We start from the raw sequence: 15,276 nt of genomic DNA, 5'->3' as shown, positions 1-15,276 counted from the left end.
ATGACCCTTTCTTTTACCACCCACTGGCGGGATGAACTGCCGGACTTTTACACTTCCCTGTCACCGACGCCGCTCGATAACGCCCGACTCATCTGGCGCAACGCTCCGCTGGCGCAACAGCTGGGCGTCCCTGACGCGCTGTTTGCGCCGGAAAGCGGGGCCGGCGTCTGGGGCGGCGAAGCGCTGCTCCCGGGCATGTCGCCGCTGGCGCAGGTTTACAGTGGCCATCAGTTTGGCGCCTGGGCCGGCCAGCTGGGCGACGGACGCGGGATCCTGCTCGGTGAGCAGCAGCTGGCGGATGGCCGCCGTTACGACTGGCATCTGAAAGGCGCCGGCCTGACCCCCTATTCACGGATGGGGGATGGCCGCGCCGTGCTGCGCTCGACGATCCGGGAAAGCCTGGCGTCGGAGGCGATGCACGCCCTGGGGATCCCGACGACGCGCGCCCTGGCGATGGTCACCAGCGATACCCCGGTCTACCGCGAGCGCGTGGAGCCTGGCGCGATGCTGATGCGGGTGGCCGAGAGCCATGTCCGCTTTGGTCATTTCGAACATTTTTACTATCGTCGCGAGCCGCAGAAGGTTCAGCAGCTGGCCGATTATGTCATTCGTCACCACTGGCCGCAGCTGCAGGATGAAGCGGACAAGTACCTGTTATGGTTCCGTGACGTTGTCACGCGTACCGCGCAGACCATCGCCAGCTGGCAAACCGTGGGCTTTGCCCATGGGGTGATGAATACCGACAACATGTCAATTCTCGGTTTGACCATCGACTACGGGCCGTATGGCTTCCTTGACGATTTTCAGCCGGACTTTATCTGCAACCACTCCGATTACCAGGGGCGCTACAGTTTTGAAAACCAGCCGGCGGTGGGGCTGTGGAATCTGCAGCGTCTGGCCCAGTCGCTGTCGCCGTTTATCAGCGCCGAAGCGCTGAACGCGGCGCTGGATGAGTATCAGCACGCCTTGCTGACCGCCTATGGCCAGCGGATGCGCGACAAACTTGGCCTGTTCACTCAGCAGAAAGGGGATAACGATCTGCTCGACGGTCTGTTTGCCCTGATGATCCGCGAGAGAAGCGACTATACCCGAACGTTCCGCCTGCTGAGCCACAGCGAACAGCTCAGCGCGGCCTCGCCGCTGCGCGACGAGTTTATCGACCGAACGACATTCGACAGCTGGTTCGCCGGATATCGCGCGCGGCTTCGTGATGAACAGGTGGAGGATGCCCAGCGCCAGCAGCGGATGCAGGGCGTCAACCCGGCGCTGGTGTTACGTAACTGGCTGGCGCAGCGGGCGATCGAGCAGGCTGAGGCTGGCGATATGGGGGAGCTGGAACGTCTGCATGCCGCGCTGGCCGATCCCTTCACCGATCGCGAGGACGACTACGTCCGCCGGCCGCCGGACTGGGGTAAACGTCTGGAAGTCAGCTGCTCGAGCTAACTCGCCTCGCCCCGCGCGCTGCGGGGCGATTATTTGGTCAGGATCAACTTCCCGGCGTGGGTCTGGCGCAGCAGATAGCGCTGGCCGCCATGCTCAATGACTACCCGTCCTTCGCTGCCTAACAGAACCCGACTGCTGATCTGTCTGTCCGTCTCCACGGGATAGGGGGCATTGTCTTTTGGTTTTTCAGCTGTGGCAGTGTTATCCATACGCGTCATAGCTCTCAAAATAAAAATCAAAGCAACAATGATAATCATTATCAATAATGTTGTTTTTGACGGCAAGCGTTATTTATCGTGTTACCGAATTTGGTAGGGGAATGGGAGAAGGAGATCGCCCACCGCAGGCGCGGCGGGCGGAGCGGTCACAGACGGGTGGCCGTGGCGGCCGCCAGTTCGCTCAATAAACGTTCGCTGTCTTCCCAGCTCAGGCAGGGATCGGTGATCGACTGGCCCCAGGCCAGCGGCTGGCCGGGAACCACTTTCTGGGTCCCTTCCTGCAGGAAGCTCTCCGCCATAACGCCGGCGATGGCGGTAGAGCCCGCGCGAATTTGCTGACAGATATCGGCGCACACCTCCAGCTGACGGCGATGCTGCTTCTGGCAGTTGCCATGGCTGAAGTCGACCACCAGCTGCTCCGGCAGATTGAATTCACGCAGCGCCTCGCCGGCGGCGGCGATATCCTCGGCGTGATAGTTCGGCCGTTTGCCGCCGCGCATAATGATATGCCCGTACGGGTTGCCGCTGGTCTGGTAAATCGTCATCTGCCCCTGCTTGTCCGGAGAGAGGAACATATGGCTGGCGCGGGAGGCGCGGATGGCGTCTACGGCGATGCGCGTATTGCCGTCGGTACCGTTTTTAAACCCGACCGGGCAGGAGAGCGCCGAGGCCATTTCACGGTGGATCTGGCTTTCCGTGGTGCGCGCCCCGATGGCTCCCCAGCTGATGAGATCGGCGATAAACTGACCGGTCACCATATCGAGAAACTCGGTGGCCGTCGGCACCCCCAGCTCATTAACCTGCAGCAGCAGGCGCCGTGCCAGTTCAATACCGTGGTTGACCCGATAGCTGCCGTTGAGGTCCGGGTCGGAGATTAAGCCTTTCCAGCCCACCACGGTACGGGGTTTTTCAAAGTAGGTGCGCATCACGATCTCCAGCTGCGGCTGGTAGCGCTCGCGCATGGTCTGCAGGCGGCGGGCATACTCCATCGCCGCGTCGGTGTCGTGAATGGAGCAGGGGCCGATAATCACCAGCAGGCGGCGGTCTTCGCCGTTGAGGATTTTTTCAATGCGGCGACGGGAGGCCGAGACGTGGGCGGCCACGTCGGCGGTGACGGGATGGCGCTGGGCCAGCTCCGCGGGCGTTACCAGGCTTTCAATGCGCGCGGTACGCAATTCGTCTGTTTTATTCATTGGGGTCTCAAAAATCTGTTTCTTCGCCAGCGAAAATGCCGGGAAGTGATGCGCATCACGATAAACCAATCCCTGCTTATTGCAAGAGCAGGGCATGATCCTGTATAGGCCACGGGTGATAGCATAAACAAATTTTTAATAATGTACTAGTGTATTAGTACATCCTGCGATTCAGCCCCATGATGTCCATGATTTTTGTCGCTATTTCCTCAACGGAATAGTTGGTGCTGTTCAGGCAGGGGATTTTATTCTTACGATACAGCGCCTCCACTTCGGTCACTTCCATCCGACACTGGCGCAGCGAAGCGTAGCGGCTGTTCTCCCGGCGCTCCTCGCGGATCGCCGCCAGACGCTCCGGATTGATGGTCAGGCCGAACATCTTATGCTGCAGGGGTTTCAGCGACGCCGGCAGAACCAGATTGTCCATATCGTCGGCGATAAACGGATAGTTGGCGGCGCGAATGCCGTACTGCATAGCGAGGTACAGACTGGTGGGCGTCTTGCCGCAGCGCGACACGCCGAGGAGGATCACCTGCGCCTGGTCAAGGTTGCGCAGCGAGATGCCATCGTCATGGGCGAGGGTGTAATCGATGGCGGCGATGCGCGCATCGTATTTGATCAGGTTCCCGGGGTTCAGGCCGTGGGTGCGGTGGGCCACTGGCGTCGGGTCGAGGTTGAGCTCCTGCTGCAGCGGGGCCACCAGCGCCTGAACTATATCCTGACAAAAGCCCTCGCTTTGCAGAATGATATCGCGGATCTCCGGAATAACGATGGAATAGAACACCAGCGGGCGGATGCCTGTTTGCTGATAAATGGCGTCGATCTGCTCTTTCACCGCCCGCGCGCGGCTGATATTTTCCACAAACGGCAGGGTCACGCTGCTGATGGCGACCGGGAATTGCGACATGACGGCATGCCCCAGCACCTCCGCCGTAATGGCGGTACCGTCAGAAATATAAAATACGTGGCGATCTACAGCACTTTCCATTTTGACCATCCGGTATAATGAGTTTAATTGCCTGAAAGCGGATATTAAATTTAAGCATATCCCTGTTTGATTTGTCTCTTCTTAAAATTGAAACGCTATTTTTGTTTTTTATGAAAAGGGTGGTTCATTTTCTTTTTTTTGCCGTAATTTCCAGCGTTTTTCGTCATAATTCCTAAAAATCATTGAGTTATCTATATCGGGGGAACAGCCCGAAAAAAGAAAAAATAATTTGCTTGAACGATTCACCGTTTTTTTCAGCACCATAAATATGTCAGGATAATCTTGCAGTCGATCGTGAAATTTTTTTCACTGGTATTAAATCACAAAAGGATTGTCTCGATGTCCAACAATGGCTCGTCACCGCTGGTGCTTTGGTATAACCAACTCGGCATGAATGATGTAGACAGAGTTGGGGGCAAAAATGCCTCCCTTGGTGAAATGATTACGAATCTGTCCGGTATGGGTGTGTCCGTACCTAACGGGTTTGCCACCACCGCTGATGCTTTTAATCAGTTCCTGGACCAAAGCGGTGTTAACCAGCGCATTTATGCGCTGCTGGATGAAACCGACATTGACGACGTTTCCGCATTAGCGAAAGCGGGCGCGCAGATCCGACAGTGGATCATCGATACCCCCTTCCAGAGCGAACTGGAAAACGCGATTCGCGATGCTTATGACCTGCTGTCCGCCGATGACGCCGAGGCCTCATTCGCCGTGCGCTCTTCCGCCACCGCGGAAGATATGCCGGACGCCTCCTTCGCCGGGCAGCAAGAGACATTCCTCAACGTGCAGGGCTTTGACGCCGTGCTCGTTGCCGTGAAGCACGTGTTTGCTTCACTGTTTAACGATCGCGCGATCTCCTATCGCGTGCATCAGGGTTACGATCACCGCGGCGTGGCGCTCTCCGCCGGGGTGCAGAGGATGGTGCGCTCCGATCTGGCCTCCTCCGGCGTCATGTTCTCCATCGATACCGAATCCGGCTTTGACCAGGTGGTGTTTATCACCTCGGCGTGGGGGTTGGGCGAGATGGTGGTGCAGGGCGCGGTGAACCCGGACGAATTCTACGTCCACAAACCGACGCTGGCCGCTGGCCGCCCGGCGATCGTGCGCCGCACCATGGGGTCGAAAAAGATCCGCATGGTTTACGCGCCGACTCAGGAGCACGGCAAACAGGTGCGTATCGAAGATGTGCCGCAGGCGCAGCGCGATATCTTCTCGTTAACCAACGAGGAGGTGCAGGAGCTGGCGAAGCAGGCGGTGCAGATCGAGAAGCACTACGGCCGTCCGATGGATATCGAGTGGGCGAAAGATGGCCACACCGGTAAGCTGTTTATCGTCCAGGCGCGTCCGGAAACCGTGCGTTCCCGCGGCCAGGTGATGGAGCGTTATACCCTCCACGCTCAGGGGCAGATCATCGCCGAAGGGCGCGCTATCGGCCACCGCATTGGCGCCGGTCCGGTGAAGGTGATCCACGATATCAGCGAGATGAATCGCATTGAGCCAGGCGATGTGCTGGTTACCGATATGACCGACCCGGACTGGGAACCGATCATGAAGAAAGCCTCGGCGATCGTCACCAACCGCGGCGGACGTACCTGCCACGCGGCGATCATCGCTCGTGAGCTGGGTATTCCGGCGGTGGTCGGCTGCGGCGATGCCACCGATCGCATTCAGGAAAACCAGAACGTGACCGTCTCCTGCGCCGAAGGCGACACCGGCTATGTCTACGCCGAGCTGCTGGACTTCAGCGTCAAGAGCTCCAGCGTCGGCGACATGCCGGATCTGCCGCTGAAGGTGATGATGAACGTCGGCAACCCGGATCGCGCCTTCGACTTCGCCTGCCTGCCGAACGAAGGCGTGGGTCTGGCGCGGCTGGAATTTATCATCAACCGCATGATTGGCGTTCACCCGCGCGCGCTGCTGGAGTTTGACGACCAGGAGCCGGGCCTGCAGAACGAAATCCGCGAGCTGATGAAAGGCTACGATTCGCCGAGAGAGTTCTACGTTGGCCGCCTGACCGAAGGGATCGCCACCCTTGGCGCCGCTTTCTATCCGAAACGGGTGATTGTGCGCCTCTCTGACTTCAAGTCGAACGAATACGCCAACCTGGTGGGCGGCGAGCGCTATGAGCCGGAAGAAGAGAACCCAATGCTCGGCTTCCGCGGCGCCGGACGCTACGTTTCCGAAAGCTTCCGCGACTGCTTCGCGCTGGAATGTGAAGCGATGAAGCGCGTGCGTAACGACATGGGGCTGACCAACGTCGAAGTGATGGTGCCGTTCGTCCGTACCGTCGCCCAGGCGAAAGCGGTGGTCGAAGAGCTGGAGCGTCAGGGGCTGAAGCGCGGCGAGAACGGGCTGAAGATCATCATGATGTGCGAGATCCCGTCGAACGCGTTGCTGGCCGAGCAGTTCCTCGAGTACTTCGACGGCTTCTCCATCGGCTCGAACGACATGACCCAGCTGGCGCTCGGTCTGGACCGCGACTCCGGCGTGGTCTCTGAGCTGTTTGATGAACGCAACGACGCGGTGAAAGCGCTGCTGTCGATGGCGATCCGCGCGGCGAAGCAGCAGGGTAAATACGTCGGCATCTGCGGCCAGGGGCCGTCTGACCATGAAGATTTCGCCGCCTGGCTGATGGAGGAGGGGATTGATAGCCTGTCCCTCAACCCGGATACCGTGGTGCAAACCTGGTTAGGTCTGGCGGAACTGAATAAATAAGTTCGCCCTGACAGTACAGATCCCCGGCAGCGATGCCGGGGATTTTTTTTGTCGGTGTCAGGCCGCCCGGCGTCGCGATGCGCAGGACAAAAAAAAGCCCATCGTGGGAGATGGGCAAAGACTACACACAGCAATTCGTTGTTTCACTCAGGGGATTTCCATGCTTATAAATCAAGGTGTTGATTTATAACCGTGAGCTAATAGTAGGCAGCGGGGCCTTTGCCGTCGATCAGATTCCTCTCAATAGTTAAATTGTTGTGAAGGACCGGGAGGGTAAAAGCGGGTGAGGGGCGTACAAGGCTGGCGTTTTGCCGCCGATCAATAAATTTTGCTTAACAATTGTCCAGGGGGGAGACAGGCGGGTCCCCCCGCCTGACAGGGCATTACTTGCGCCCGGCCTCCAGCTCGCTGAGCTCTTCGAGCACGACATCGGGGTCTTTCGGCGGCGGCGGCACTTCGTGCACCCAGGCGTCATACAGGCGCCAGGAGACGGCCAGCAGCACCGGACCGATAAACAGGCCGATCATGCCGAAGGCGATCAGGCCGCCAATGACGCCGGTAAGAATGAGGATCATCGGCAGGTCGGCGCCCATACGGATAAGCACCGGACGGATAACGTTGTCCATGGTGCCGACCACGCAGCTCCACACCAGCAGCACGGTGCCCCAGGTGGTGTCCCCGCTCCAGTAAAGCCAGATAATCGACGGCACCAGAACCAGCAAAGGCCCGAGCTGGACCAGACAGGTAAAGATCATCACCACGGTCAGCAGGGCGGCGTAGGGCACGCCGGAGATGGCAAGGCCGATCCCGCCCAGCACCGCCTGAGTGAGGGCCGTCACCACCACGCCCAGCGCCACGGCGCGCACGGCCTGGCCGGCCAGCAGCACGGCGGCGTCACCGCGTTTAGCCGCCAGGCGCGTGGCGAAATAGCGAAAACCGTAGGCTACCTGCTCGCCGCGCCAGTAAAGCAGCGCGCTGAACAACAGCATCAGGCCGCAGTAGACCAGCAGCTTGCCGATGTGCGCCGCCTGACCGACAAACCAGCTGGTGGTGGTGCCAATGTAGGGGCGAACCTTGGCCATAATCGCCGAGCCGCCCATATCCAGCAGGCCATGCCAGGCGGCGTAGAGCTTATCGCCGACCAGCGGCACGCTGTTGAGCCAGGCGAAATCCGGCAGCGTCACATTTCCGCTGCTGATGAGTTTGATCAGCGGAACGCTGTTATCCACCAGGCTGTTGACCAGCAGAGCGATAGGAATCACGAATAGCAAAAACAGCAGCAGGGTCATCGCCAGCACCGCCAGCATCCGTTTGCCGAACAGCACGCGCTGCAGACGCAGCAGCACCGGCCAGGTGGCGATCACCACGGTGCCGGCCCAGGCGAAGGACAGAATAAACGGCTGCACAACCCACAGGCAGGATATGATAATCAGGGCCAGGAACAGCACCGACAGCAGTATTTGCGGTATGTCCCGAGGCTGATGGGGGTTAATCATAGAGAATTTTTACCTTTCCAGTCGCGCCAAAAAGCTGGCGCCGCGTAAATCCATGTACTGATAATAATATCAATAATTTTGCCGGGCTGATTTTGCACAGAAAACACGTGGGCGCATATGAAAAAAATGTGATAAAAAGTTGAATGCGCTACGCAAACGTTTAGTTAGCACCAACACAATATTTTCAAACACAACATAGTCAGGCAGGGTCAAGTGTGATGATCCCACAAATTTCTCAGGCGCCAGGGGTAGTTCAACTGGTGCTGAATTTTTTGCAGGTACTGGAGCAACAGGGTTTTACCGGCGATACCGCCACCAGCTATGCCGACAGGCTGACGATGGCCACCGACAACAGCGTCTATCAGCTGTTGCCGGATGCGGTCCTGTTTCCACGTTCCACGGCAGACGTAGCGTTACTGGCGCGGGTCGCCGCCGAACCACGCTTTAAATCGCTGATCTTCACCCCGCGCGGCGGCGGCACCGGCACCAACGGCCAGGCGCTGAACGGCGGAATTATCGTCGATATGTCCCGCTATATGAACCGCATTATTGAAATCAACCCCGAAGAGGGTTGGGTGCGCGTCGAAGCCGGCGTCATCAAAGATCAGCTGAACCAGTTTCTTAAACCCTATGGTTACTTCTTTGCGCCTGAGCTCTCCACCAGCAACCGCGCCACCCTGGGCGGGATGATAAACACCGACGCCTCCGGTCAGGGATCGCTGGTGTATGGTAAAACGTCGGATCACGTGCTTGGCCTGCGGGCGGTGCTGATGGGCGGGGATATCCTCGATACCCAGGCGGTGCCGGTGGCGCTGGCGGAGACGCTTGGCAATACGCCCTCGACGATAGGGCGGATTTACAACACGGTCTACCAGCGCTGCAAGGCGCAGCGCGAGCTAATCATTGATAAGTTTCCCAAACTCAACCGCTTCCTCACCGGATACGATCTGCGCCACGTCTTTAACGATGAGATGAGCGAGTTCGACCTGACGCGTATTTTAACCGGTTCGGAAGGGACGTTGGCGTTTATCACCGAAGCGCGGCTGGATATTACCCGCCTGCCGAAGGTGCGCCGGCTGGTCAACGTCAAATATGACTCCTTTGACTCTGCGCTGCGAAATGCGCCCTTTATGGTGGAGGCCAAGGCCCTGTCGGTGGAGACCGTCGACTCTAAAGTTCTCAATCTGGCGCGCGAGGATATCGTCTGGCACTCGGTGAACGAACTGATCACCGACGTACCGGATAAAGAGATGCTCGGGCTCAATATCGTCGAATTCGCCGGGGATGACGCGGCGCTGATTGACCAGCAGGTCACCACCCTGTGCCAGCGTCTGGACGAGCTGATGGCCCGCAGCGAGGCGGGGGTCATCGGCTGGCAGGTCTGTCACGATCTTGATGGCGTGGAGCGCATCTACGCCATGCGCAAGAAGGCGGTAGGCCTGTTGGGCCATGCCAAAGGCGCCGCCAAGCCGATCCCCTTTGCCGAGGATACCTGCGTCCCGCCCGAACACCTGGCGGATTATATCGTGGAGTTTCGCGCGCTGCTCGACAGCCACGGCCTGAGCTACGGCATGTTTGGCCACGTCGACGCCGGGGTGCTGCACGTGCGCCCGGCGCTGGACATGTGCGATCCGCAGCAGGAGGTGCTGATGAAGCAGATCTCCGACGATGTGGTAGCGCTGACGGCGAAGTATGGCGGTCTGCTGTGGGGGGAACATGGCAAAGGCTTTCGCGCCGAGTACAGCCCGGCATTCTTTGGCGAGGCGCTGTACGGCGAGCTGCGGAAGATCAAAGCGGTCTTCGATCCGGATAACCGCCTGAACCCGGGGAAAATTTGTCCGCCGGAAGGGATTGACGCGCCGATGATGAAAGTCGACGCGGTGAAGCGCGGCACCTGGGATCGGCAGATCCCTATCGCGGTGCGCAGCGCCTGGCGCGGGGCGATGGAGTGTAATGGCAACGGGCTGTGCTTCAACTTTGACGTAAAAAGCCCGATGTGTCCGTCGATGAAGGTGAGCAACCAGCGCATCCACTCGCCGAAAGGGCGGGCGACGCTGGTCCGCGAATGGCTGCGTCTGCTGGCGGATCGCGGCGTCGATCCCAATCAGCTGGAGAAGGCGCTGCCGGAGCAGGGCGTTAGCCTGCGCTCGCTGGTGGCGCGCACGCGCAACAGCTGGCATGCGCGCAAAGGGGAATATGATTTCTCTCACGAGGTCAAAGAGGCGATGTCCGGCTGTCTGGCCTGCAAAGCCTGTTCGACCCAGTGCCCGATCAAAATCGATGTCCCGGAGTTCCGCTCACGCTTCCTGCAGCTGTACCACAGCCGCTATCTGCGGCCGGTACGCGATCATCTGGTGGCGTCGGTGGAGTCCTATGCGCCGCTGATGGCCCAGGCGCCGAAGACTTTTAACTTCTTCATGAACCAGCCGTGGCTGAAAAAGCTGTCGGAGAAGCATATCGGGATGGTCGATCTGCCGCTGCTCTCGGCGCCGTCGCTGAAGCAGCAGATGGCCGGCCACCGCTCCGCCAACATGACCCTTGAGCAGCTCGAAGCGCTGAGCGCCGAGCAGAAAGCGAAGATGGTGCTGGTGGTACAGGATCCCTTTACCAGCTATTACGACGCCCAGGTGGTGGCTGACTTTATCCGTCTGGTTGAGGCCTTAGGCTATCAGCCGGTGCTGCTGCCGTTCTCGCCAAACGGCAAGGCGCAGCATATTAAAGGATTCCTGACCCGCTTCGCGCGCACCGCGCAGAAAACGGCAGACTTCCTTAACCGCGTGGCGCAGCTGGGTATGCCGCTGGTCGGCGTCGATCCGGCGCTGGTGCTCTGTTACCGCGATGAATATAAGCAAACGCTTGGCGACAAGCGCGGCGATTTTCAGGTGCTGTTAGTCCATGAGTGGTTGCCGAAGGTCCTGACCGCCGACGCCCGTCCCGATCCGGGCGGCGAGCCCTGGTACCTGTTCGGTCACTGTACGGAAGTGACCGCGCTGCCGGCGGCGACGAAGCAGTGGGCAGAGATTTTTGCCCACTTCGGCGCGAAGCTGGAAAACGTCAGCGTCGGGTGCTGCGGGATGGCAGGCACCTATGGTCATGAAGTGAAAAACCATGCCAACTCGCTGGCCATTTACGCGCTCTCCTGGCAGCAGGCGATGCAGCGGCTGCCGCGTAACCGCTGTCTGGTGACGGGCTACTCCTGCCGCAGCCAGGTGAAGCGCATTGAAGGCAGCGGCGTTCGCCACCCGCTGCAGGCGTTACTGGAGATAATCGGATGATTTGGAAACGTCAGGCCACGCTGGAGCAGCTCAACCGGCTCGGTGAGGGAAACATGGTAGGGCTGTTGGATATTCGTTTTGAGACCTTTACCGACGATACGCTGGAGGCCACCATGCCGGTGGATGGCCGTACACAGCAGCCGTTTGGCCTGCTGCACGGCGGGGCGTCGGTGGTGCTGGCGGAGACGCTGGGGTCGGTGGCGGGTTATCTGTGCAGCGAAGGCGAACAGAAGGTGGTGGGGCTGGAGGTTAACGCCAACCACATTCGTTCAGCGCGCGGGGGCCGGGTGCGGGGCGTGTGCAAAGCGCTGCACGTCGGGACTCGCCACCAGGTCTGGCAAATTGAAATCTTCGACGAACAGTCGCGATTATGCTGTTCATCGCGGCTAACCACCGCGGTAATATAAGTCATGACCGGGAGGCGAATAGCCTCCCTTTTTTCAGGGGAATAAGCGGGGTCGGGTCCGCCAGCGCGAAACATCAGGCCAGCTGCGCTACCGCGCGGCGGCAAGAAATTATCTAATAAATAGATTATTACCGATCCAATCTCGTTATATATGCTACTCTTTTCAATACGAAATGCTTAAAGGTAACAAGAGGACGGTTAACCATGGGTATTCTTTCCTGGATCATTTTTGGACTTATTGCCGGTATTTTAGCCAAGTGGATTATGCCGGGGAAAGACGGCGGCGGGTTTATTGTAACCATTATTCTGGGGATCATCGGCGCCGTGGTCGGCGGCTGGATCAGTACCTTCTTTGGTTTTGGCAAAGTCGACGGGTTTAATTTCGGCAGCTTCGTGGTGGCGGTAATCGGTGCGCTGGTCGTGCTGTTTATCTACCGTAAAGTGCGCAGCTAATTTTCAGCATTCTGTTTTATTCAAGCTAACAAAAGCTGCCGCGATAAGCGGCAGCTTTTTTATTATCGCAGGGCTCAGGCAGAGCGCCCACGTCAGGGCTATTTCCCGTCGGCATCCTCCGCAACCGGCACCACCTCAACGTGAACTTCGTAGTGCTTCGCCTGACCGGTGGGGATCAGGGCGGTCAGTTTGTTAATGGTTTCCGCCGGCGTATCGGTCGCGACCGTTGCTGAAAACAGCACCGGCTTGCGCGGCGGAAACGGTGGCGGGAACGGCGGTTGGGGGCCATGACCCATCTCCAGCGGAGGACGACCGCCGTTGTCGACAACGGGCGTCGGGGCGTCGGTTTTATCGGCGGCAAACGCGCTGGCGGCGGCCACGGCGGCGATAGCGAACAGGGCAAGGAGAGCTTTTTTCATCTGGTATTCCTCGATTAACAAGTACCAAAAGAGTAGAGGGCGGCGGCAGGCGGGACAATCCCGTGCGGCGCGAATCCTCTGAATCTCCTTTATTCCTCGCGAATGTGAAGGTCAGATGAGAGCGGGTGTCATTGTGTTCGGGAGCCTCTTAATTCAGCAGTACGCTCATAATCAGCAGCACGGCCATGCACATCGACATAATACTGATATCAACAATCATTCTGTACGACAAAAGCTCCAGCTAAACGGGTACGACGGCTATGTTAAAGCACGTATTATAGTGGTTAAAGATTGTACCCTGGCATACATTCACACCACAAACGTTTATTAGCCTGACGTGGCCTGAACTGCCGCCCCTGACCATGGCATCATGACGATACCTCGAGCACACCTGGCGCTTAGCGGAGCAACATGAGGATAGCTCATGTTGCAATGAATTTAAGTCGCTTTCCCTCCATCACCGACTCTGGCAAAAATAGACCCATTAACGAATCAACAACATTTACCGGTTGAAGCGCGCCAGGTCTGACTCTGCGTCGCCTGTGGAAAATACTCCGCTTATTCCGCTTTATGCCCGACACCAGGATGGACAATCGCCATGAATAACGAATTTACCTATACGATTAAGCGCAGCCGGTTTGATGAAAATTATAACCCTGCGGAAAATACGCGTATTACCACCAACTTTGCCAATTTGGCCAGAGGGGAGAGCCGTCAGGACAATCTGCGCAATACGTTAATCATGATGAATAACCGGTTTAATACCCTGGCGCACTGGGATAATCCCTACAACGATCGCTATGCGGTGGAACTGGATATTATTTCTGTCGAGATGAATATTGCTGATGCCGCCAGTTTTCCGGTGATAGAGATCCTGCAAACGCATATTGTCGATAAAAAAACCGGTGAGCGCCATGCCGGTATCGTCGGCAATAACTTCTCTTCGTATGTGCGGGATTATGATTTTAGCGTGCTGCTGCTGGAGCATAATAAAGACCAGAACCGCTTCAGCGTGCCCGAAAACTTTGGCGAGCTGCACGGCAATATCTTTAAGGATTTCGTGCAATCCACCGCCTATAAGACCAGCTTCAGCAAGGCGCCAGTGATTTGCCTGAGCATATCCAGCAAAGATGTTTACCGTCGCACTGGCAACGAACATCCGGTCCTCGGCATTGAATATGCCCAGGAAGGCGTCTCGCTGACCGAGCGCTATTTCAGCAAAATGGGGCTGCAGGTGCGCTATTTTATGCCAAAACATAGCGTCGCGCCGTTGGCCTTCTATTTTTCCGGCGATCTGCTCAGCGATTATACCAGCCTGGAGCTGATCGCGACCATCAGCACGATGGAGACGTTTCAGAAAATATACCGACCGGAGATCTACAACGCGAATTCTGCGGCGGGGCAATACTATCAGCCCAATCTCAATCACCTGGATCATTCCGTCACCAAAATTGTTTATGACCGGGAAGAGCGCAGCCTGTTGGCGATAGAGCAGGGTAAATTTACACAACAACATTTTATCAACCCGCACAAGACGTTGCTTGAGCAATGGTCTGCTAACTTCGCGCTTTGCTAAACCAAAATAAAAGGCTACTGATTATGAAAACATGGCTTCCGACATCGACCGCCGGCAGTTTACCGAAACCTTCCTGGCTGGCGCAGCCAGAGACCCTGTGGTCGCCCTGGAAACTGTCCAGCGAAGAATTACTGGCCGGCAAGCGCGACGCCCTGCGTTTGTCCCTCGACGACCAGCTGCGGGCCGGGATCGATATTGTCAGCGACGGCGAGCAAACGCGGCAGCACTTTGTCACCACCTTTATTGAGCACCTCAGCGGCGTTGATTTTGCCAAACGCGAGATCGTGAAAATTCGTAACCGCTATGAGGCCAGTGTTCCAACCGTGGTGGGCGCCGTAGAGCGCCAGAAACCGGTCTTCGTTGAGGACGCGCGCTATCTGCGTCAGCTCACCAGTCAGCCGATTAAATGGGCGCTGCCGGGCCCAATGACCATGATCGACACGCTGTATGACAACCACTATAAAAGCCGGGAAAAGCTGGCCTGGGAGTTCGCCAAAATCCTCAATCAGGAAGCGAAAGAGTTAGAGGCCGCCGGGGTCGATATTATTCAGTTCGATGAACCGGCCTTCAACGTCTTCTTCGATGAGGTGAACGACTGGGGGATCGCCGCGCTGGAACGAGCCACGGAAGGGCTGAAGTGCGAGACGGCGGTGCATATCTGCTACGGCTACGGCATCAAAGCCAATACCGACTGGAAAAAAACGCTGGGATCTGAGTGGCGTCAGTATGAGGAGGCCTTCCCACAGCTGCAGAAATCGTCCCTCGATATTATCTCTCTCGAGTGCCACAACTCGCGGGTGCCGATGGATCTGCTGGAACTGATCCGCGGTAAAAAGGTGATGGTCGGAGCCATCGATGTGGCCAGCCATGCTATCGAAACCCCGGAAGAGGTGGCCGCTACCCTGCGCAAGGCGCTGGCGTTCGTCGATGCCGACAAGCTCTATCCGTCCACCAACTGCGGTATGGCGCCGCTGCCGCGCCAGGTTGCGACCGGCAAACTGCACGCCTTAAGCGCCGGCGCCGAGATCGTTCGCCGCGAGCTGGCGGCACAATAAGACGGGCTGGCCTCCGTGCGCTTCTCCCGGTTAACT

12 protein-coding genes, 1 other RNA gene and 1 pseudogene are annotated in these 15,276 nt (G+C 57.9%); 7 read left to right on the top strand and 7 right to left on the bottom strand.

Annotated elements, in window-relative coordinates:
• Nucleotides 1-1,443 (top strand): protein adenylyltransferase SelO, encoded by a 1,443-nt coding sequence (gene selO, locus ABLV52_RS24420; protein WP_048297750.1) that lies wholly within the window; start codon nt 1-3, stop codon nt 1,441-1,443.
• A gap of 29 nt (nt 1,444-1,472) precedes the next feature.
• Here selO and hemP read toward each other — a convergent pair whose 3' ends face one another.
• From hemP to ABLV52_RS24400, 4 genes and pseudogenes are all read right to left on the bottom strand, one after another.
• The gene (hemP, locus tag ABLV52_RS24415; RefSeq protein WP_348891027.1) at nt 1,473-1,652 is read right to left on the bottom strand and encodes a hemin uptake protein HemP; all 180 of its coding nucleotides are present in this window, start codon (nt 1,650-1,652) and stop codon (nt 1,473-1,475) included.
• A gap of 155 nt (nt 1,653-1,807) precedes the next feature.
• The gene (gene aroH, locus ABLV52_RS24410; RefSeq protein ID WP_348891026.1) at nt 1,808-2,854 is read right to left on the bottom strand and encodes a 3-deoxy-7-phosphoheptulonate synthase AroH; all 1,047 of its coding nucleotides are present in this window, start codon (nt 2,852-2,854) and stop codon (nt 1,808-1,810) included.
• Between the two features lie 154 nt (nt 2,855-3,008).
• Nucleotides 3,009-3,842, bottom strand: coding sequence for a pyruvate, water dikinase regulatory protein (locus tag ABLV52_RS24405; protein WP_002909061.1), 834 nt, complete (start codon nt 3,840-3,842; stop codon nt 3,009-3,011).
• 147 nt (nt 3,843-3,989) lie between these two features.
• Nucleotides 3,990-4,106 (bottom strand): annotated as a pseudogene (locus ABLV52_RS24400) (hypothetical protein); the annotation flags it as partial.
• 75 nt (nt 4,107-4,181) lie between these two features.
• Here ABLV52_RS24400 and ppsA point away from each other — a divergent pair.
• Nucleotides 4,182-6,560, top strand: coding sequence for a phosphoenolpyruvate synthase (gene ppsA / locus ABLV52_RS24395; protein WP_004203115.1), 2,379 nt, complete (start codon nt 4,182-4,184; stop codon nt 6,558-6,560).
• An 86-nt stretch (nt 6,561-6,646) separates the two neighbouring features.
• On the opposite strand, the gene rprA is transcribed toward ppsA, so the two are convergent.
• Nucleotides 6,647-6,754: antisense sRNA RprA (rprA, locus tag ABLV52_RS24390), an RNA gene on the bottom strand.
• A gap of 189 nt (nt 6,755-6,943) precedes the next feature.
• The gene (ydiK, locus tag ABLV52_RS24385) at nt 6,944-8,056 is read right to left on the bottom strand and encodes an AI-2E family transporter YdiK (protein ID WP_023290101.1); all 1,113 of its coding nucleotides are present in this window, start codon (nt 8,054-8,056) and stop codon (nt 6,944-6,946) included.
• A gap of 218 nt (nt 8,057-8,274) precedes the next feature.
• Here ydiK and ABLV52_RS24380 point away from each other — a divergent pair, with 218 nt between their 5' ends.
• The 3 genes from ABLV52_RS24380 (at nt 8,275) to ABLV52_RS24370 (ending at nt 12,190) form a co-directional block, all read left to right on the top strand.
• Entirely contained in the window at nt 8,275-11,331 is a 3,057-nt protein-coding gene (locus ABLV52_RS24380; protein ID WP_348891033.1) for an FAD-binding and (Fe-S)-binding domain-containing protein, read from the top strand.
• A complete protein-coding gene (gene menI, locus ABLV52_RS24375; protein ID WP_023290099.1) occupies nt 11,328-11,738 on the top strand; it encodes a 1,4-dihydroxy-2-naphthoyl-CoA hydrolase in 411 nt (136 codons plus the stop codon). The genes ABLV52_RS24380 and menI overlap by 4 nt, the downstream gene beginning before the upstream one ends.
• A 203-nt stretch (nt 11,739-11,941) precedes the next feature.
• The gene (locus ABLV52_RS24370; protein WP_004203110.1) at nt 11,942-12,190 is read left to right on the top strand and encodes a GlsB/YeaQ/YmgE family stress response membrane protein; all 249 of its coding nucleotides are present in this window, start codon (nt 11,942-11,944) and stop codon (nt 12,188-12,190) included.
• Nucleotides 12,191-12,288: 98 nt separating this feature from the next.
• Here the strand turns inward: ABLV52_RS24370 and ABLV52_RS24365 are convergent, their stop codons facing one another.
• Nucleotides 12,289-12,609: a hypothetical protein gene (locus tag ABLV52_RS24365; RefSeq protein ID WP_064154444.1), complete on the bottom strand. Its 321-nt coding sequence runs from the start codon at nt 12,607-12,609 to the stop codon at nt 12,289-12,291.
• A 598-nt stretch (nt 12,610-13,207) separates the two neighbouring features.
• Here ABLV52_RS24365 and ABLV52_RS24360 point away from each other — a divergent pair.
• Nucleotides 13,208-14,185 carry a DUF1852 domain-containing protein gene (locus ABLV52_RS24360; protein WP_348891025.1) on the top strand — a complete coding sequence of 326 codons (978 nt, stop codon included), beginning with the start codon at nt 13,208-13,210 and terminating at the stop codon, nt 14,183-14,185.
• Between the two features lie 23 nt (nt 14,186-14,208).
• Entirely contained in the window at nt 14,209-15,240 is a 1,032-nt protein-coding gene (locus tag ABLV52_RS24355; protein WP_023290096.1) for a methionine synthase, read from the top strand.
• Nucleotides 15,241-15,276: the final 36 nt, after the last annotated feature.

The sequence above is a fragment of the Klebsiella sp. GB_Kp056 genome, assembly GCF_040064755.1.
Classification (GTDB): domain Bacteria; phylum Pseudomonadota; class Gammaproteobacteria; order Enterobacterales; family Enterobacteriaceae; genus Klebsiella; species Klebsiella quasipneumoniae.
Note: the sequence above shows the minus strand (reverse complement) of the source record. Positions and strands in the feature narration are given on the sequence as shown.